Raw genomic sequence first — 20699 nt, 5'->3', positions numbered from 1 at the left:
ATTACCATACGTAAAGGGTTCCATTGTTAAGGAGGGGAAAAAGTACTAATGTTTAGACGTTGGCTCACGTTGAGTAGCTTGTTATTATTTACTTTATTTTCATTATCCGCACAACAAAAACAACCAGTTTTAACAATATTACCTTTTACAGCTGTCCAAGATCTACAAGATGAATGTCTTCAGTTAGAAAAACTTGTTCAAAGTTATATTACCGAGCTAAATCTTTTTAGACTAACCGCGATACAAGATCGTGATCGTATTCTTTTAGAGTGGGAATATGCAATAAATAATGCATTTACTGACATAACAGAAACACAAAAATTGGGGAGCCTATTATCAGCTGATTATCTATTACAGGGAACCCTTGGTATTTTGGGAAATGGTTATGTTTTAACACTTGAAGTTATAAAGGTAAAAACAGGCGAAAAGATAAGTTTTTCATCCATTGAACCAACGGTCGATATGCTATCTGCAAATCTTAAAATATTACTTTTAAAGACTTTAATGCAACAGCCCGACACCATTAAAAACAAAGAAAACGAAGTCCAAAAAGTAATAGAATCTGAAACAGAAATTCTTGGCACTTGGCGTGGAGATAAGGGCATAGAACTTGTTCGGCTTTTCTCAGGAGGAACTGGACAGGCAATACTAACATCCGGTGCACGAATGGATCTTAAATATTCTATTCACAATGGAAATCTTATCGTATATCAAATTTCTCAAAATACTGAACGATATTATCATCCACTTCCATATAAAGTGGCACTTCAACTTGTTGCTCTTGCTAAACCGATGCGTTGGATATTTACAGAATTGACTAATACATCGGTTCTCCGCGGGAAAAAGATAAGTACCGCTGTTCGCTATGATCAAGACCAGATTCTTGAGGTCATTCATGATACCGAACGAGATGCAGAATGGGTGCGTACAGGTAATTAGGGTTTAGACGTAGCCTTATTTGTTTTTAATGTTCTTCCCAAAATTATAGTTAGAATGAGTATAATGAACCCAGAGGCTATCGCAATGATTCGTAATGTAACTTCATGCAGAGGTGGGGTATAAGCTTCAGGTATAACAAGACCACCAACAATATAACGACTTTTATTTATCGATTCGGTACTAGAGATTCGAATAAATAACTCATCAGATTTTCCATAACCTAAATCTCTTGCTAATACTTCAATAGTATCCCGATCATACAATAGAGCGTTAACAGAATATGACAAATTCTGTTGAAGTATTCCTAATTGTTCTATATTGGTACTTAACTTTTCTTTTTGCTGTATAAGATGGTTCATAGCTAGTATTCCAGTGGGCCCATAACAAAATGAGCCAAGAGAATAAATCGCTACAGTAACCCAAATAGAAAGCATAACATATCGAAGCTTCATTACTTGGTTTTCGGTTATTTACGTAAAAGTCTTTAGTGGTCTCCATTGACAAGTAGAGATTGGTTAGATACGATTAAATAGAGGAGAAATATTAATTATTTTCTTCTTTGTGTCGATACTGAAAAGGACTAAGGGACCTCTGGCTGAGTGCTGGGGGGGCCCGATGTATCCTAATGCGGGAGAAGGTAATGGCAATCGATAAAGATCCATCTATTTTTACTGATCGTTCAACTATTGGTTCTTCTGATGAATTAGACGAATATGGCGTCTGGGTTAAAAGCGAACCAAAGGATGTATCTGATGTAAAGAAAACTGAAAATAACGCAGAAAGTACTAAAATGATAGATGATTCCTTTGAACCTTCTCTTCCAGACATTGAAGATTTACCTGATTTGGAAATGGATACGCTTCCTGATATAGAATTGACAAATGATAGTCGTTCGGAGGTTACCAATACTACTGATGCATCGATTCAAGATTTTGGGAATCTGCCCGAACCAGAAGATTTTTCTGTAGAAGAATTACCACAAGCAGTTAATTCAAGCGATACTTTTGAAGAATTAACAAGCTTCGATGTTGTAGATTTTACGAGTATTGAAGATCGGCCTAAAACATCAGAACCGGTGTTAGAAAATAAAAAAGAAGAAATTGGGCTAGAAACAGAATCTTTTATTCCTGAAGAAGATAACCTGCCAGCATCTAATACCGACGAATTTACCGAACTTTCGATGGATGATTTCCTCGATACCAATGATTTTGACACAACATCTGTTGCTGAACAGGAACAAGTCGAAGAAGAATCTTTTGATATCGATCTAGAGTTTAATGAGTCTGTTGATTTAAACATGATGAATGCAGAAAGTGCAATGGATATAGGAACAGTATCAGAGGCGAAGGATTCTGATCTAAATCTAGAATCTGTCTCAGATTTTGATGACTTCCTGAGTGATTTAGGAGAAGCCTCTGAAGATGATTCACAGGAGAAAAATCCTTCAACTTCAGATAAAAGTACCATAACACATGAAAATACTGCTGATTTTAATGATGTAGAAGCGGTACACCATGAACTAGAAGCAGCGACTGTTGTTCCTGAAACACTACAACAACCCCAAATTGCTACACAACACGAAAATTCTGAAAGTTCGGTAGATCTTTCTACTCAATTACTTATGAAAATTGCTGATGAGCTTTCCACCATTAAAAAAGAATTATCAACGCTTAAGGAAGAGCTCGCAACATATAAAAATAAACCATCTATAAACGAAGAAACAAAAAGTTCAAGCGAAGAAAAACAAAAGGGCTTTTTTGATGACGAAGAGGATGAAAAAATAGCCCTTACTGGCGATGAACTAGATAATATTTTAAACACAGCTGAATTTACCGAAGAGGCAGGACCGGAAATTACAGATAATTTTGAAGAATCGGAGCTACTGAGTGAAAAGGAAGATCTTATTTCCGATGAATCTGCTGAAATAGATGAAATTCCGAATCCTATACCGGAAACGACAATTGAAACAGGTGTTTCAGGATCAGCTGATTTGAATACAGATGTGATTAAAGCAACCTTTTCTGATGAAATTACTTCAAAAACGCCTATAGAGGAAGGCCTGGGAGAGGAAGCAATTGAACTGCCTGTTGATGAAAGTATTGCAGAATTACAAGAAGAGGGGGTAAAACCAATTATTGAAGCCCCTGAGGATTTAGAATATCTAGCAGAGGATCTGAATGAAATAAGTCTACATTCTGAAGAACTGCACGATTCACCCCAGTTAGATCTTTCAGAGGCAGTTATCGAAGAACCAGATTTAAGCGGTGTGGTGCTTGAAGAACAGCCTCTCGAAGAGCCCGCTATCGAAGATATTCATATCGAACTGGACACTTCTGAAGGATCTGAGGTTGAAAGTCCTCTTGCTTTTGAAACAGAAACTTTACAAAATTTAGAAGAACTTGAGGATATAAGTACTCCTATTCAGGAAGAAAGTTTTGAAGAGGTACTACCTGAGGGTTTTGTCGTTGAACCTGAAGAAGCTGAACCTATCGATACCTCTAAAACACCGTTAGAAGAAGAGGTTTTAGAAGCAATACCAGAAGAAACTCTAGCAAATCAAGAGATTGAACCGGAGGTAGTGCAACCAAAGGAGAAAATAGTTGGTTCACCGAATCTTACTCAGGAAATTAAGGCTGTGCTTTCCTATATGGATCAGCTCCTTGAATCCTTGCCTGAAGAGAAAATAGAAGAATTTGCAAAATCAGAATATTTTGAGACTTATAAAAAATTATTCGAAGAGTTAGGTTTGGTATAAATGGGATTATTACAAAGGGCTGCCAGTACATCCATTAATAGCAAATGGGATCCAATGGCAGATGCCCTTGTTGAAAGAATGCTGCGATTAGGCCCCTCATCAAACAGGGTATATATGGTACTGTCTCTTTTAAAGACTTATGTACCCTTTCAAGGAGCCTTTGTATTTAAACAACAACAGGATAATTTTACATCTCTGGAAATTATCGGGTTTGATATTCCAGCATTTACCATTAAGGCTTCAGATATACTTTCATATTTACCTGAAAAAGAAAATAGTTGGTTTTCTGCTGACTTTATTACATCTTTACCATTCTTACAGACAGTTATAGTATCTTCGGCCCAGGGCTACCTGATACGTAAATCATCTGTAGAAACAATCTTTATTGTATTTATTGAAGAACCACAGAAAAAAATAATGATTGATGATCTTTCGTACATCCTTAGCCGAATTCATGGTATTTTTGCGACAAGCTGGGATCCTGTCGAATGGATAAATAACATATTTACTGAATTGTTAAAACCGGGGGCAACCTTAGGTATAGGTATTTTTGAAAAACCAGAAAAACCTGAGGAAATAGAAAAAATCCTATGTCACTATGGTCGTTCTCATATTTTGGATGAATCAAGATTGATCATCATTTTGGAATCTACTGTAGACTTTGAACTTTTTTTTCATAGGATACAAAACAGTTTTAATATTAAACTTTTAGATGCATTTGAAACCGCCGATAGTCTTGCTGCGGTAGAACGGATATTATGATACCTCGACTTGTACCAAGTCGTTTAGGGCAACCCACAATGTTAGTGGGAAATAACTTAATACATTCTAGTTATAATCCTCTTTATGAAGCAGAACGGTTTGTAAAAGCGCTCAATATTCCACATAATTGTGAGAATCTTATTATTCTTGAACCAGGACTTGGGTATTGTATACCTTTTATTAAAAAGTCTTTTCCCAACAAGAGAATACTTGTCATTCATGCAATAAATTTTTTGAAACATGTATCAGAGAGTTTCGATGACGAAGCTCATAAGGTATGGTTTCCAGAAGGAGATATCGATTTACTTGATTTCCTTGAACAGGAAATTCCAGAAGGGTCTCATTCTTTTCTAATTGAATGGAAACCCTCTGCGGTTGCCTTTGGACAACAATATCAAAACCTATGGAATATAGTTCAACAATTTATTAAACGTGAGGCTGCAAATATCAGAACTACAGAAGGTTTTGGCAAACGCTGGATAAAAAATAGTATAAAAAATCTAGCTCGTTTGCAAAATCCTCTTTATTTTAATGCTGGGACTATTCCTGTTATAGTAACCGGTGCTGGGCCAAGCCTTGAAGAAACAATTCCATTGATATATAAGACACTTCAAGAAGGACCGGCCTGTATTATTGCTGCAGCGTCTTCAGTGCCTGCGTTGCTATACCACCATATTATACCATCCCTATCGGTTGCTACCGATGGGGGGACCTGGGCTACCTTTCATCTTATTGACCAATCTCGCCGGGTTCGTTTATTTCCAGCATTTTCTTCTAGTAAAGCAGAGGGCATGAATGTACTTCCATTCCCTTTGGCAACGAGCTTAAATGCTTACCTTTCTTCTCATGTAGCCCAGGTCCCCCAGCTTGTCATTAGCGATGGAAGTATATGGCAAACAAAATTATTGCAGAAACTGGAGGTTCCTTATATTCAGTTACCTCAACGAGGGACTGTTTCTGCAACAATTATTGATATTGCCATGGCACTTACTAGTGGACCAATTTATATAACTGGGATGGATATGGCTCATCGGGATATGATGACCCATGCTCGACCATATGGACTCGATTTTTATTATGATCAAAAGGTCAATCGATTTTCACCTTTATATCATCTACAGTTCAAACGGGCTCTTATTGATGCAAACTATGAAGCTTTATCAATCTATGCAGATTGGTTTAATTGGTATTTTTCAGATAAAACTGAACGAATCTTTGTTATTGGTACAAAGCATCCACGATTTCCAATGCTAACTGCGGTTGAACGAATAAGTTGGCAATCCTATGAAGCACCATCATTTTATATACTTCCACGGAAAAATGGTAACATACAGCAAAGGATACAAAGCCTTTTGTTACTTTTAATTCAAGAATTACAAACCTCTCCAGAACATGAATTGATGAGAAAAGAGCTTAGTTTTCTTCTAACAGGTGATAAGGAAGCTCTTTCAAGTTCAGAAATTATCCAACAAGTCTCAAATCTATTTTCCCAAGGGGTTATACATGGATAGGGCAGAACTTTTTGACCGTAATTTGTTGGTTCTGCATGGCAAATCACCCGAATTATGTACAAAGCTAAGCAGTTCTGAGACAACGAGAGGGTATTACAAATTAATGTATTCAAAAAATAATCTTCCTGTTCCTGCACTTCAACGATTAGATGGTTCATTGCAACCTTTACATTCATTATTCGATCCTTATAAAGAGGCTGAACGTATTATTAAAACCGTTGAGAAAGCAGGGTACCTTATTATTATGGGGTTAGGTGGGGGGTATTTTGCCAAGGAAGCTCTAAAACGACCTGATATTCAATCAGTACTTATTATTGATTTTAATTTGAATGCATGTGCAGAGCTATTCTCACTGATTGATTATGTATCACTATTGAGCGACCCGCGAATATCCTTGCTTGTGGAACCCAGTGCTGAACTGATTTATCATTATCTTCTCGAAACATATAAACCGGCTCTTCATGGGGGAATACAGGTGATTTCTCTACGGCCCCGAGTTGACTATGATCCCGAACCTTTTACGGAAGCATCTGATATGATACGAGTATCTATTGAAACGATTTCTGAAGATTATTCCGTACAGGCATATTTTGGGAAGCCATGGTTTTCCAACACGGTTCGTAATATTATTAATTCAGAAAAACATGTTCATCCTTTTGTAATGCCCCAGAATGTTGCTATTACAGCAGCGGGGCCATCTTTAGAACTACAAATTCAAGATATTAAACGAGATCGAAATGAATCTTTTTTACTTGCTACAGATACATCTCTTCCTGCTCTATTGGAACATGGAATAGAACCAGATGGAGTTATTTCTATTGATTGTCAGCATATCAGCTATTACCACTTTGTTCCTGGAAAACCAAAACATATACCCCTCTTTTTAGATCTTTCAAGTCCACCGGTTTTAGCTAATTTATCTGATAACACTTATTTTTTTTCAGGAGGACATCCTTTTACCCAATATATTTCTCATTATTGGCGTTCATTCCCATTTGTTGATACTTCAGGTGGGAATGTTACCTTTGCAGCAGTTGCTTTAGCAGATCAATTAGGTGCCCGCAAAATTACCCTTTATGGGGTAGATTTTTCCTACCCTGAAGGAGAATCCTATGCCCGAGGAACCTATATACATAAACTGTTTTATAATAAACAAGATAGACTACATCCTGCAGAAGCTATGTTCAGTGGGTTTCTATTTAGAAATAGCCAGCTCTTAAAAATCAGTAATGCAACAACTTGGCGATATGAAACAAAACCATTAATCAATTACCGAAAAAAATTAGAAGCCTTATCTGAACGTATACAGGCCCAACTGGTTATTTCTGAAGGCAAAGGCGCACCGATTAGCGTACACCACAATGTTCAAAAATTAAATTTAAGTAAGATAAAGCCCGTTTTTACAGTTGGTGCTGTTAGTGCATCTGCTAAGGAATTTTTATATTCCTATGTGGAGTGTATCATGGGGCTACCTTTGTGTGAAACCAGCTTACCTCAATATATACAACAACTATCTGAATACCAACGGGATATATTCACAACGCTGATTCCGTTAGCTGCTTTTATTAGACGAACCCATCAGGATATTCCACTGTACAGGCTGATAGAAATTCTTAAAGAAATTGCTAGTCAAGAAATTAATAGGTTTTTAAGTTCTATTTCCAGATAAAGGAAGCATATCCAACAAAGGAGTCGGAATTATAATTATCTCTACTGGTGCCATAGGCAATCAGTTCAGGTTTTCCAAGACTAATTCCATCGCAATAACCCATGGTTCCGAGCACTGCTCCGACTGAACAGGCAGCAGAATCCTCCGTTGCTTTTCGCAAAACCTTTTCCTTATCCATTGAAAGTACTGCGGCAATAATCTCTGCATCATTCACCTTAGTCACCCATTGGTACGCCTTTTCACCGACACCCTGGGGGGTAAAATCATAATTTGGCCCATAATGAGTTAAATCGGTGGACCCAATAACCCTGACATCCTTATGCTGGGAATAAATAATTTCAGAAATCTGTTTGCCAATTTTAAAGGATTCAAGTTTTGCAGGAAGCCGCATCCAGATAATTTCTGACTCAGGAAATAAATAGTGTAAAAAAGGTAATTGCACTTCCACAGTATTATCCTGATAGATGTCAGAACTACAGGGAATCTTCTCAAGCAGCATTGTTCGCAAACCTATATCAACAGACATGATTCCTAGAGGAGTTTCCACTCCATCATCCATGAGCATTAATGGTTGATGAGATGGACCAAGATGGCCGCCAAAAACAATGAGAGTTTGTGGACCTGGTTGTAAGCGAAGGAGTGCTGTCAAAGCGATGGTTCCAGAAAAGCTCCATCCTGCATGGGGTACAATACAAGCTTTGGCATTTTGTGAAAATGTAGGATCTGATTGTATACGTTCTTGTACTTTTAAAATGAAATCTTCTACAGATGCAGGATGTGTTGGATACCAACCGCTCGGTAAAACTGGTTTTCGTATCCTCATACAACGCTCCTTAGGATGATTTCAGAAATATAAGATTCTTTAAAATCGGTGTCATTATTCTAGCATGTAATAAAAAAAACGTATATAATGAAACTATGCGAACCAAGTATACTTCAATTGTAGCCCTGATTTGCGGTTTTTTGTATATGGTAGCCATTGTATTTGCAATTGTTACCATTTCTCAATCTATTTCAGAGAGAAAAGTAAAGGCTCAGCAGGATTTTCTCTTATTATCCGATAGGGCTACTGCAGCTGCGGCTCTTGGTTTTATGTCGGATCCTTTCCGTGAAGCTGTGAAAGACACCCTGGAAACATCTCGAACACTAATGGCTGTCATCATTTCTGATAGTAACGGTGTCATGTATGCACTAGAAAAAAAACCTGGATATCTTCAGTGGAATACTGGAGACCCCACCTTCACCGATACCTTTGGATTGTCAAAACCTCCTCTTATCCGTCCTATCATGGTAGAAGGATATCGAAATATTACCATAAGTGCGGTGGCTGAAGAGATCGATTTTGTATTGATTCACAAAATTCTCATCAACAGTCTGATTACTGTTCTTATCGCTCTGGTACTTGCGGTTGGGACTATTGCCTTCTCCTCATTAAAAACATTATCAGACACATCATCAGAACCATATACCGCCCAAAGTATGGATAGGGAATCCACATCGACACGAGGCTCCTCAATCCTGTTAGATGAAGAAATGCCCTTTGAAATACCCAAACTGGATACACAAGATTTCTCCCCACCTATTGCTGACCATAATTCGGACTGCGCCGATGGAACACCCCGGGGGCTTTATACTCCTTTACTTTCGGTCAGTTGGGAGGATTATACCCAAGAACGTTTGGAAGCTGAACTGCATCGCAGTGCATCTTTTGAACAGGATCTGACTGTAATGATTATTGCCTTTCCGGACTTGAGTTTTTCAGCTTACCCTGATCTTTTTAAAAATATTGCAGACCAGATTGTAGCGTTTTTTACCTTCCGTGATCTTATTTTTGAATGGAAAGGACAAGGATTTTGCATACTCCTGCCTAATATTGATCTGGACCATAGTTTTAAAATGGCAGAAGAGTTCCGAAATAAACTATTTTCTAAAATTAACTCTGAAATCCTTATAAAGGCTCGTTGGGCTATAGGTTTAAGTTCCCGCTCAGGAAGATTAATCGAAGCGGATCGGCTTTTACTTGAAGCTACACGGGCATTTGAAAAGGCTCTTGAAGATAGTAATTCACCAATTGTTGCTTTTAAAAGTGATCCTGAACGGTATCGAGCTTTTATTTCCAAGAGAACATAATCCTCAATACAACAAGGAGCTCTTTATGAGCCCCTTGGATTAATTAAACTTATTAACGGTGCAGGTTCCCTATTTTTCAGATTTTATAAAATAATTACGTTCCTTTACTAATCTGTTGTACTGCCATTCAGACAATGTATAGGTATAGGGAGTGTCAGAACTTGTGGCCCAGTGGGACTTGGTTTCAGGATCAGAGCGGATAGTTACTTTTTTTGTTCTTCCATCTCCAAGTTCTGCAGTAATGGTCACCTGATTTACTTTTGCACTCTGATTTGTTATTTCAGTAAAATCATCACCAGTGGCATTTATCAGATCTTGGAGAAAGGTATCTATCTTATTGGTATCGAGCTCTTTACCTTCAAGATTATCTTCTTTTCCAACCCAATTGGCAGGACCAGACCTACTGATGCTAAAGCCGACGTTTGAATCTAAGGTCCAGATAATACGTTGAATCAATTCTGGTTTCATCCCCTGATTACCAGACTGGGGAAATATCCTAAGGTCATACCAGGATTGGGGACTGCTCTGGATATAGGAACTGAAACGGTCCTCTATAGATTTAACACTATCTGAATCGGAGAAACGGAAATAGATTTCCTTGCCTGTAGCATCCATGGAACCAAAATACATATCGAGCACAGGCTTTTCTGTATCTTCTCCCCAGAAGGTAACCCGGCTTGCTGATGCCGTTCCCAGGCCGAGCCGTTCATGGGTTTGAGCTGAAGATGCTCTTTGAGGAAGGAAAGATGGCTTACTAAAGGGTTTGAGGAAGTCACCGATACGTTCGTTTTTAACAGGATATTCTTTACCGTCCCGGATTGCATACCATAAACCAGTTCTTTTAATAAATGTTAAGGCAGATTTGGTCGGTCCCTTGATTTCTATTTTAGTGATATTCTGTATTTTTTTGGGATCCAGTAATACCCCCGTAGCTTGACGCACAGAACGGGCTTCGGGATTAAAGATAAAAGAACTGAGTAAAGTTACAGAAAGAATGATAATCATGGTACCGAGTATTTGTATTTTACGCTGATACTGCATTTCGAGCCTCCTGGTTTTGTAATCTTGCCTTTCTCCTCATAATTCGGAACACTCCATAGCCAATAACAAGGAGGGGAATAATAATCATATTGATAAGTTGACTCATCAGTATAGCCTGTGCCCGCTCAATGGGGTCACTTATTTTGTTGAGTCGCCCACTGACAGGAAGTCTCGTACGGATAGACAGAATATCATCATCACTTGCAAGCCAGTCTGCCGCCTGAACAAGAAATTCGAGATTCTGGTTGCTGTTGGTATATTGTACCAAATTAGTAGGGAACTCACTGTCCCCAATCACGATGATTCGTCCTGTCTTTGGTTCACTCGGCAGATCAGGAAGCATATCCTTAGAACCTTCTTTAACCGGTTTCTTTTTTCCTAGGAAATAACTGGGAAAGGTCCCTGACAGACTGACACCTAAGGTATATTGTCCCCTGGTAGAACTTGCTTCATTGGTAAAAACGGATTCCATATCGGGATTGGTAATGAAATCCTTGGTCATAAGCCATGCTTCTTTTGTACTGCTGAAAAGCCTATCCCCTGATACTCCTGCTGGTGGATTTACGGTGAGGGGACTTGCCCAAAAGAGGTCGAGACCATCAAACCGGGCTGTGAGAGGATGTTTACTGTTGCTGTTCTGGGGCAGTACTACTACCCAATGGGGATAGCGTACAAGCTTTACCTGAACCATCCCTGACATATTCATAGACTGATAAGGGATAGTAAGGTTTGCTTTATCCAGCACAAGCTTTGTATCTAACCTCACACCATAGGTTTCAAGCATACGGAGCAAGCCCTTGTCTTCTATAGCTCGGGCCTGTAAGTTAGATCGGGAGTCGACAAACACACCATCTACTGCATAGAGGATTTTTCCTCCCCTTTGCAGATAATAGTCAAGGCGGTAAAGATCCCATTCATCAAGAGCCGCTGCACCACCAAATACAAAGACTGCTGAAAGACTCTCGGGAATTTCATCGCCCCTATAAAGCTGCCGAACCTTATAGCCGGCTTTTTGCAGAATCTTATCAACATACTGATAATCATTGGACCAGCTTTTATCTGCATCGGCAACAAGCACTCCTACCTGTCGCTCCGTATTTTTTACCAGGTTCCGTATTCGTGACGTGAGATCATACTCCAGGGTTTCGAGAGAAAAGACCACTGGTAAAACCTCTGTCTTATCCAGGTACTCAATAACAATACCTGTATACACAGTAGCCACACTGGCCTGATCCTGTTCAACGGTTTGTATCTGCTGGGGTTGTATGCCAAGCCGTTCCACCGCTACAACGACTCCCGCTTTCACCGGGTCTTTTACGAAGAGGCGGATTTTCCCTTTTGATTGGGCTACATACTCATGAAGCAGATCCTGAATTTCTCCGGGAACCGGGTGCATCTTTACCAGTTTATCCGAGACATAATAGGTTATGGTAACCTGTTCAGGAATTTCCTTGTAAAGATTTTTAGACACCGCTGAAAGGGTATAGGATTTATTTTTCGTAATATCAAAACGAACATACAGCCGCTGAGCATTAAGAATACCAAGCAGTATGACAATCAATGTTAAAATTGTTATGAGAACAGCCTGTCGTTTTTTCATAATCTATCTCCATTTCCTAAACAGTAAGACCCTGGTGTTGATGAACAAACACAAGCATGTAACCAGCAGAAAATACAATATATCCCTGCTATCCAGTATCCCCCTTGCAAAACTTTCAAAATGAAAGGCTAATGACAGATAGTTCACTATATCTGCAATCACCCTTGGAAGATCCATGATGGTGGTAATTTGATTAAGCAGCATCATGACAAGCAGAACTACCACACCGCCCAGAAAGGCACTAATCTGATTTTTGGCGATTGCTGAAAATAAAAGCCCTAATGCCAATGCTGTCATCCCAAGGAGGAGGGCTCCTATATATTCACTGAAGATAACCCCCAGATCAAAAGCACCCAATGGCAATAGACTCATAGGTATGCCAAGGGATAGCAGTAATGCAATAATCAGTATGATGAATGATGAAAGGAATTTACCTAAAACTAAATCCCATTCTGAAAAGGGCATCGTTAAAAGAAGCTCCGCTGTACCGGTTTTACGTTCTTCTGCCCAGCTTTTCATGGTAATAGCCGGTATAAGCAAGGTATATACCAAGGGAATTACGGAAAAATAGGGACGCAACGATGCGGTATCAAGACTGAAAAACTTTTGCAGATAAAAAAAGGTAATACTCATAAATAACAAAAAGAATACCCACACTCCATAGGTTGCAGGACTATGTAAAGCGGAAGAGAGTTCCTTTTTTGCAAGGGCTATTGTTTGGGATGAAAGGCCTTTCATTTAGCGTCTCCTTCCTTGGTAAGCTGTACAAAAATATCTTCCAGGCTTACCTTCTGATGCTCCATGTGGATGATTTTATACCCCTGGGCAACGACCCAATCAAAAATGGTTTCACCTATTAACTGGGGATCTTTGATATCCATTGTAGATTCATCAATATAACTAATTGAAATGGAAATTGTACCGTCGCCAGATCTGGATTGGGTCTGTATAATAAACTTTTTATCATTGAAAATGACATTTTGTGGAAGCTGCTGAGGCAGGTTGCCCCTGAGTGCTAACTTCCAGCTGTCTTGGCCTTTCAGAGTTCGGCCAATTTCAACACTGGTACCCTGGGCTGCAATACGCCCTTGATGGATGATGATTACCTGGGAACAGACCGCTTCCACTTCCTGCAATATATGTGTAGAAAGAATGACGGTTTTGCTTTTTCCAAGTTCTCGGATGAGAGAACGAATCTCGAGAATCTGGTTAGGGTCAAGCCCTGTGGTTGGCTCATCTAAAATGAGTATAGCCGGATCATGAATGATAGCCTGAGCCAGTCCAAGTCGCTGACGATATCCCTTAGAGAGGGTCTCGATAGGTTTGTTCCTGACCTCCTGTATAGAACAGAGGGCCATTACTTCGTTGATACGGTTTTGTCGTTTTTCTTTTGGTAGCTGACGGGCCTCTGCCACAAAGGAGAGGTACTCAAGGGGCGTAAGATCCCCATAGGACGGTGCATTTTCTGGAAGGTACCCGATCTTTTTCTTAATTTCTTCAGGGTAATCCTCTACCGAAAGCCCGTCGATGTAGGCGACTCCAGAGCTCGGGAAATGATACCCTGTAAGGATTTTCATAATGGTGGTTTTGCCAGCACCGTTTGGTCCCAGAAGTCCAATAACCTGTCCTGTGCCTACCTGAAAGGATACATCGCGGACAGCCTGTACATTGCCATACTGTTTAGACAGATGTTGTACTTCTATCATGTTGCTTCTCCTATCCTAAAAGATAAGAAAAAAATTAATTGATAAATGGTTACAGGTTATCCCTTGGGTATTTTAATCTTCATATTCAATGGGAAACACCGCCCGGTCCCGGGAAAGTACCGTATCGGGGAATATGGCCTGAGCTTCCTTTAAAAGCTGTTTTAAATTATGTTCTGTATAGCGAGGACTATAATGAATGAGGGCAAGTTTTTTTATCCCCCCAGCCTGGACAGCGATTTGTGCGGCCTGTTCAGCGGTCATGTGTTTTTTTTCCTTCGCACTTTCAAGGAGGTCCCGTTCGAACATGCCTTCACAAACAAATAGATCTGAATTAGCTACTTCCGATGCAATTTCTGGGAATGCAAGGGTATCGGTAACATAGGAAAATTTTCGTCCCTTCCGCTTTTCACCCATAACCTGTTCTGGATAAACCATGGCCCCATCGCTGGATACCACTGGTTCTCCATTCTGGAGCTTAGACCAAAGTGGGCCCCGGGGAACCTTAAGGGCCTCAGCTTTTTCCGGATGGAAAGCCCCGGGCCGTGGATCTTCTTCAAATACATACCCCACACAGGGCTTAGTATGCCGTAAGGGGAAAGCCCGGATATGAAAATGCTCTCCCTCATACACAATACCAGGTTCGGTTATTTCCTTAACCACAATATCATAGTTGATATACATATCGAGCACCCGTCGACTCGACTCAATGTATTCTGCAATTTTTGGGGGACCGATAATAGTAAGAGGATCATCCCGGTCCACCTGCGAAGAAAGCATAAGAATGCCAGGTAAACCGGTAACATGATCTGCATGGGTATGGCTGATGAATATTGCGGAAATTTTTTTCCACCGTAGATTCAATTTTCGTAAGGATACTTGAGTGCCTTCTCCTCCATCGAACAGAAAAAGCTCTCCTTCACGCCGCAAGAGGACCGAGGTAAGAAATCGGTTCGGCAGAGGCATCATACCGCCGGTACCAAGAATAAAGGCTTCTAAGTTCATAGGCTCCTCATGGATTGTCCCCGTCGCAGAGAACGCATCGCTTTTTTTAAAGAACGAATTTTTTTTCTTGAAGCTTCCGCAAAACGGAAGACCTGGGTAATAAGTGGTTTATATGCAAAGTCCCAGCTTCCGGGACGATGTATAATCATTCCTCCAAATCCTGTCTTAAACCGGTAGAGTCCTGCCATAGGATGCAACGGATTTTCTTCCGGCGGAATACCAAACAAATCATAACGAAAACAACCCCGTGCATGGGCATCTTGTATTGCTTTCCATTGGAGTGCATAGGGTGCCATAAGGTTGCGTTTTATATCCGATGAAGCTCCATATAAATAGGTAGCCTCCTCTCCACGGAATAGAACGATAATTGCGGCCAAGGCATCACCTTCATGTTCTGCTAAATATAGCCGTATATCCTGGTTACCATCCCGATACTCACGGCTATGCTGGAAAAGGGTACGGTAATAGTCAATGCCATGAATAGCTATTTTATCGCGCCGTGCCGTTGTTTTATAAAGTTCGTAAAAGACTTCCAAACCGGCTTCATCCTGTCTGGTTACTCTTACCCCTTTTTTCTCTGCCAGTCTGATGTTATAACGCCATTTTGGTTTCATAGCTGAAAGGATACTTTCTTCATCTTTGCTGATATCGATAATGACTGTATCGGGGGGTTGAACATCCGCTCCAGAGCGTATAAAGGGTTTTGGGAATGGAAGTGGAGCTATTCCTTCACCAGTGACATACCATGGTGGATCAAAGCGAATAAAGGCTGTATCATGGGGAAGTTCTTTTTTTAAAATAAGGGCCAATTCTAGAAGAGCTTGGTTACGATTTGAATCTGCTTCCGAAAATTGATCTGGCAATTCTGGGCCAAGCGGAACATAGGCAAAAGAAACACCCGGTGCTAAGCGACGCCTTATGACAAGAAGGGGTAACTTTCCCCCTTCGCCCCAATCAACAAGAAATGACCGGGCATTCCAGCCGAATCGAGCCTTAAAACTTCCCCAAAAACCGGATTGTAAAAAGCTTTTTGCTCCGTCACACCGCCCTAAATCGGTAGGTGTTACGGAGCGTATCAATGTAACTGCCGCATCGGGCATCAACCAACCTCGCCTTGTAATACCCGTTGCGTAGACAGGGCTTGGCCATTACAGCTTAAGGGCTGTTGATCCACCAAAATGATTCCATCCTTGGCGACAATGGGCATAGAGAAAAAGGTGTCTATATCTATTTCTGCAGGGGGCTCTGAAAGTGGTATAGTACCAACCTGAATTCGGGTTCCCGGTTCTGCAAAGCCTGCATCGAGAACCTCAACCATTTCAGATCCATCGCTCTGGGTAGCGGAGGCAGCTAAGAGCATGCCCATACTTTCTACACCACGAAGTTTGGCAGGCTTCAGGTTATATACCACCACAATATGTTTTCCCAGTAGTTCCTCTTCCTTATAGTACGGTACAAGACCTGAAACAATGGTCCGACTTTCTCCACCCACATCGAGGGTTTCTATATAGAGTTTATCCGCCTTAGGATGCCGTTCGATATGGGTTATCTTTGCTACCCGTAGATCTACAAGACGGGCAAATTTCTGGCAAAGCGGCTCATCAGGGAACACTGCTTTTTGGCCGATTGCAGGCTCAACAGGAGACTGTGGAGCAGGCGCTGCCTTTGAGTCTGCCAAAGCGGGAGTGCCACTAGGTTGTTCTCTGTCCCGTTCAAACCGTTCTTTCTGACTGCCTGAATAGCGTTCCCGGAGGGTTTGTATGAGTTCATCTTCCAGCTTTGTAAAGAGTACTTCTGTCTTTACTATTGTATCGAGACCTTCAAGTTTTCCCAAATCCTGCCAGGACAGGCCATCTTTCCCAATAGTAAGACCGAAGAAAGAAGCAAGCTTTTCAGCACTTCCAGGGATATAGGGATGCAGTAAAATAGCTAAATCCCGCACAACATAACAAAGATCACGGATAAGGCTTGCAGCCTGTTCTGGCTGTTCCTTTCTTTTTTTCCAGGGTTCTCCATCCTGGAAGGTTTTATTTGCAAAGGATGATAATTCAAAGACAGTTCGAAACGCATCCCTGAGTTCTGCCCTATCTAGTTTCTCCTGGATAGAGGCTTCATAGGCTTTAATCATATTCCAAAATTCGGTATTTGCCTTTCCTTCAGGGACCTTTCCATCATAGTAGCGGCTTACAAAAGAAAGGGTCCGGTTTACCAGATTCCCTAAATTACCAATCAGTTCGCCGTTTACCTTTTCCTGAAAATCCTTCCAGGTAAAGAGGGCATCCGCCCTCTCAGGCCGGTTATAGAAAATATAGAATCTCCAGATGTCGGCAGGAATGCCCGATTCCATCGCATCGGAACCAAACACACCAACGCCTTTGGATTTTGAGAATTTTCCGCTTTCATAGTTCAGATATTCCGTACTGGACATATGATGAAGCATCGTCCATTTTTCACCGGTACCAAGGAGGCTCGAAGGGAATATAACCGTATGGAAGGGAATATTATCCTTGCCAATAAACTGGAACAGTTCAACCTCATCAGGATTTTTCCACCAATCTGCAACAAAAGCCCGCCAGTCTTCACCACGGTCAGCAGCTAGGTTCCCCGTAATGGATATGTAACCGATCGGTGCATCAAACCACACATAGAACACCTTATCTTCATAGCCCGGTTTTGGTACAGGAATACCCCACTTAAGGTCCCGGGTAATAGCCCGTTCTTTAAGTCCATCCCTGATCCAAGCATTGGTCATCTGAATTGCATTATTTGCCCAAAAGCCCTTGACTGAAGCTTCAGCAATCCAGGCTTCCAGCCGGTCTTTAATACGGGGGAGGTCGATATACAGGTGCTTTGTTGATTTCAGTTTGGGTTGTGAGCCACAGGTGGAACAGCGGCTTTCCTTGAGCTCTGTAGGATCCAATAATTTACCGCAGTTTTCACATTGATCGCCCCGGGCATCGGCATATCCACAATGGGGACAGACACCACGGACATACCGGTCGGCAAGGAACCGGTTACACTGTTCACAAAAAAGCTGTTCAATCGTGCGTTCCACAATAAAGCCCTGGGCATCAAGTTTTTTAAAAATATCCTGGACTACTTCTGTCTGTATCGGTGTAGAAGTCCGGCCGAATTTATCAAAGCCAATGTTAAACCACTTATAAATAGTGGTATGTAACGCATGATAACGGTCACAGAGTTCCCGAGGACTGATCCCTTCTTCGGCAGCCCTTGTTTCAGTAGCCGTACCATACTCATCGGTGCCGCAAACATAGAGCGTATCATACCCGCGCAAGCGGCAGAACCGGGAAAATACATCCGCAGAAAGAACCTGAATCAGGTTTCCCAAATGGGGAACATTATTTACGTAAGGTAATGCAGAGGTTACTAATCGTCGCTTCATAGTTTTGTTACTATAGGGAGCAGTTACTGCTCTGTCAAGCTAAAGTTGATTGGATTCACAGCTTTTCAAAGACAAGTTGAAAACTGGTTTCCCATTGTTCGCCGGGAGTCAACAGAACTTCTTTAACCGGAAGAATACAGGTAGATTGATATACCGACTGGGGCTCAAACACTTGATACTGCCAGGTATCAAAGGGCATGACTGATTTTATTGATATTAACACATCGTTTACACAATCCTTAAAAAGAACAGAATCAGCATTTCGAATTTCCCAAACATCCAGGTCATGTTCTTTTTTTATATCACCCTGAAGGACAAACAACTGATATGCCCTGGTTGAAAACTCAGCGAAAGAAAATTCTATTTGAGGTAAAAAGGTGAATCGTTCAGATTCAATACCTCTGTTAATCAAGATATAGTTTACGGTGAGCACATTCTTTTTCAGTGAATACTGTTTTTTAACTTCTATAGTACCAAAGGGTTTTGTTTTTATGCCATCGGTACTAAAACCAATTGAGTTTTGTGAACGACTTACTGTTTCTTCTGTAAACCATTCGTCACCAAGAAATCGATTACGATTCTGACTATCCGATAGTATTTCATGCAAGGAGCTTCCAGCAGGACAGAGATATTCTACGAAAGAGGTTCGTTTATAGGACCTAGTACCCCCTTCCTCTTGTAATCTAAAGGTATCGGTATAATTTGTCGCAACAGGGAAATAGTCTAGTTCAAATACGGATGCACCCTTTTGACTGATACAGCAACTTATTTCGTTACCCTGTATAACATATTCAGGTTTGCCATCCAAGTTAAAATCAAAGGTAAGAATAGAGGGAATAAAGACTCCCTTCTCCCTGGTTATTCTTTCGGCCTCAAGTAAAGACTTATAAACAGCTTTTCGAAGCATCCTATTCTGTATGCCCCTGGATGAATCCATATAAAACATATCAATACCCTGGGCTTTCCAGAGTTCTTCCCGGGCATTTTTTTTACGGGCCTTGTCACCCCTAAGCTGATTTACCAGGGTATGGACATAAATCATTTTTCCATAAATATCGTTTGCTTCTGGATATTTAACGAGACTTTGTCGAGGATTTACTCCTGTTAAATATGTTTTAACGGCCTTTACATCCTGTTTGAGATATTTTATAGGTAATGTTAAATCAAAACACTCGGATTCCTTGGAAATATAAGCAAACAAGGAATCAAAACCGCGTTCAACTTCATCAATATACGTATCTTCTGGACCCACAGATTCAAGATTTATCAGTAAAGATAGGATTTGGTCCTCTCGCTCTCCTTTTTTTACAATGGTTTTATACTTGTCGAGGTAGGCGATAGCCTCATCACATGAACCAATAGGCTTTACCGGGAAAAGAGTACTAAGTTTTCCCTGATCTTCAGTTATAAATATATGGTTTATGCTTTCATCATTCCTAGTATGTAAAAATTGATCATAATGGACAAAGGCGTAATCAATACCACAGGTGTTTAAAACAGAAGCATAATTCTGTTCCCAGAACATTCCCGGCAACCAGCATCCTCGTGGACGTTTACCAAAGTGCTTTCTGATGTAGGTAGTGAGTAATTCTATTTGTCCAATCTTGTCAGTAACAGAAAGAAGCGGAAAAACAGGTTCATAATAGCCACCACCTAATAGTTCAATCTGCTTTCGATTAATCAGTTCTTCCAAGAGCATAAACAATTCAGGATGATGTTTTTCTATCCATTCGAGTAAAACTCCTGAACAATGCAAAAGAATTGAAAAATGAGGGGCCTTATAAAGGCTGGTAACAAGAGGTTTTAGTCTTTTCGTATAATAGGATTCAAATTCTTCCCCAGAAGAACCAAACGGGACGTGATGATGGGTAAGGATAATGACTTTTACTTTATTCATATATAGTTTCCACTTCTAACGCCGTATGATTCTCTTAATTCCTTATAATAGACCATAATTATCAGTCTGAAAAGCAAGATTTCTAACAAAACATAAAAAAAGCTCTGTATCATATTCAAAAGTACTTTAATAATGGGTTTAGTTTGTAAAAATACGTATCACAATAGGAAGTAATTCCGAAAAAACAAGGGATACTAAACCTGTTGATATGAGTAATAATGGTTGTCCCTTAAAAAATTGGGGTACCGCTTCTACCTCGGACCTTTTTTGAATGCCATTTAAAA

General features: G+C 40.4%; 16 protein-coding genes. 6 read left to right on the top strand and 10 right to left on the bottom strand.

Annotation, left to right across the window (positions count from 1 at the left end):
* Window positions 1-48 precede the first annotated feature (48 nt).
* Window positions 49-939: a TP0183 family DNA metabolism protein gene (locus tag SPICA_RS06600; protein WP_013968754.1), complete on the top strand. Its 891-nt coding sequence runs from the start codon at window positions 49-51 to the stop codon at window positions 937-939.
* On the opposite strand, the gene SPICA_RS06595 is transcribed toward SPICA_RS06600, so the two are convergent.
* Window positions 936-1373: an FtsB family cell division protein gene (locus SPICA_RS06595; RefSeq protein WP_257720285.1), complete on the bottom strand. Its 438-nt coding sequence runs from the start codon at window positions 1371-1373 to the stop codon at window positions 936-938. The two genes, SPICA_RS06600 and SPICA_RS06595, sit on opposite strands and share 4 nt — an antisense overlap.
* Before the next feature lie 206 nt (window positions 1374-1579).
* Between SPICA_RS06595 and SPICA_RS06590 the strand changes: the two genes are divergently transcribed.
* The 4 genes from SPICA_RS06590 to SPICA_RS06575 are packed head-to-tail and all read left to right on the top strand — an operon-like array spanning window position 1580 to window position 7636.
* Window positions 1580-3694 (top strand): hypothetical protein, encoded by a 2115-nt coding sequence (locus SPICA_RS06590; protein ID WP_013968752.1) that lies wholly within the window; start codon window positions 1580-1582, stop codon window positions 3692-3694.
* The gene (locus tag SPICA_RS06585) at window positions 3695-4456 is read left to right on the top strand and encodes a hypothetical protein (RefSeq protein ID WP_013968751.1); all 762 of its coding nucleotides are present in this window, start codon (window positions 3695-3697) and stop codon (window positions 4454-4456) included.
* Complete coding sequence (locus SPICA_RS06580) at window positions 4453-5967, top strand: 6-hydroxymethylpterin diphosphokinase MptE-like protein (protein WP_013968750.1); 1515 nt, start codon at window positions 4453-4455, stop codon at window positions 5965-5967. Before SPICA_RS06585 ends, SPICA_RS06580 begins: the two co-directional genes overlap by 4 nt.
* Window positions 5960-7636, top strand: a complete 1677-nt coding sequence (locus SPICA_RS06575) for a motility associated factor glycosyltransferase family protein (RefSeq protein ID WP_013968749.1) — start codon at window positions 5960-5962, stop codon at window positions 7634-7636. The genes SPICA_RS06580 and SPICA_RS06575 overlap by 8 nt, the downstream gene beginning before the upstream one ends.
* Here SPICA_RS06575 and amrB read toward each other — a convergent pair.
* On the bottom strand, window positions 7623-8459 hold the full coding sequence (amrB, locus tag SPICA_RS06570) for an AmmeMemoRadiSam system protein B (RefSeq protein WP_013968748.1): 837 nt from the start codon (window positions 8457-8459) through the stop codon (window positions 7623-7625). The two genes, SPICA_RS06575 and amrB, sit on opposite strands and share 14 nt — an antisense overlap.
* Window positions 8460-8554: 95 nt before the next feature.
* On the opposite strand from amrB, the gene SPICA_RS06565 reads away from it, so the two are divergent.
* Window positions 8555-9766, top strand: a complete 1212-nt coding sequence (locus SPICA_RS06565) for a nucleotidyl cyclase domain-containing protein (RefSeq protein WP_013968747.1) — start codon at window positions 8555-8557, stop codon at window positions 9764-9766.
* 69 nt (window positions 9767-9835) lie between these two features.
* Here the strand turns inward: SPICA_RS06565 and SPICA_RS06560 are convergent, their stop codons facing one another.
* The 8 genes from SPICA_RS06560 to SPICA_RS06525 all read right to left on the bottom strand — a co-directional run bounded on the left by SPICA_RS06560 (window position 9836) and on the right by SPICA_RS06525 (window position 20415).
* Window positions 9836-10807 carry a DUF4340 domain-containing protein gene (locus SPICA_RS06560; RefSeq protein WP_013968746.1) on the bottom strand — a complete coding sequence of 324 codons (972 nt, stop codon included), beginning with the start codon at window positions 10805-10807 and terminating at the stop codon, window positions 9836-9838.
* The gene (locus SPICA_RS06555) at window positions 10791-12407 is read right to left on the bottom strand and encodes a GldG family protein (protein WP_013968745.1); all 1617 of its coding nucleotides are present in this window, start codon (window positions 12405-12407) and stop codon (window positions 10791-10793) included. Before SPICA_RS06555 ends, SPICA_RS06560 begins: the two co-directional genes overlap by 17 nt.
* A 3-nt stretch (window positions 12408-12410) precedes the next feature.
* Window positions 12411-13145, bottom strand: coding sequence for an ABC transporter permease subunit (locus SPICA_RS06550; protein WP_013968744.1), 735 nt, complete (start codon window positions 13143-13145; stop codon window positions 12411-12413).
* The gene (locus SPICA_RS06545; protein WP_013968743.1) at window positions 13142-14113 is read right to left on the bottom strand and encodes an ABC transporter ATP-binding protein; all 972 of its coding nucleotides are present in this window, start codon (window positions 14111-14113) and stop codon (window positions 13142-13144) included. Before SPICA_RS06545 ends, SPICA_RS06550 begins: the two co-directional genes overlap by 4 nt.
* Before the next feature lie 72 nt (window positions 14114-14185).
* Window positions 14186-15115 carry a ribonuclease Z gene (locus SPICA_RS06540; protein WP_013968742.1) on the bottom strand — a complete coding sequence of 310 codons (930 nt, stop codon included), beginning with the start codon at window positions 15113-15115 and terminating at the stop codon, window positions 14186-14188.
* Window positions 15112-16215 carry a lipid II:glycine glycyltransferase FemX gene (locus SPICA_RS06535; protein ID WP_013968741.1) on the bottom strand — a complete coding sequence of 368 codons (1104 nt, stop codon included), beginning with the start codon at window positions 16213-16215 and terminating at the stop codon, window positions 15112-15114. The genes SPICA_RS06540 and SPICA_RS06535 overlap by 4 nt, the downstream gene beginning before the upstream one ends.
* Window positions 16215-18518, bottom strand: coding sequence for a methionine--tRNA ligase (metG, locus tag SPICA_RS06530; RefSeq protein ID WP_013968740.1), 2304 nt, complete (start codon window positions 18516-18518; stop codon window positions 16215-16217). Before metG ends, SPICA_RS06535 begins: the two co-directional genes overlap by 1 nt.
* A 55-nt stretch (window positions 18519-18573) precedes the next feature.
* Window positions 18574-20415 (bottom strand): alpha-amylase/4-alpha-glucanotransferase domain-containing protein, encoded by a 1842-nt coding sequence (locus SPICA_RS06525; RefSeq protein ID WP_013968739.1) that lies wholly within the window; start codon window positions 20413-20415, stop codon window positions 18574-18576.
* Window positions 20416-20699 lie beyond the last annotated feature (284 nt).

The sequence above is a fragment of the Gracilinema caldarium DSM 7334 genome (assembly GCF_000219725.1).
In the GTDB taxonomy this organism is placed as follows: Bacteria; Spirochaetota; Spirochaetia; order Treponematales; family Breznakiellaceae; genus Gracilinema; species Gracilinema caldarium.
The sequence above is the reverse complement of the archived record's forward strand: the minus strand, read 5'-3'. Positions and strand labels throughout refer to the sequence as shown.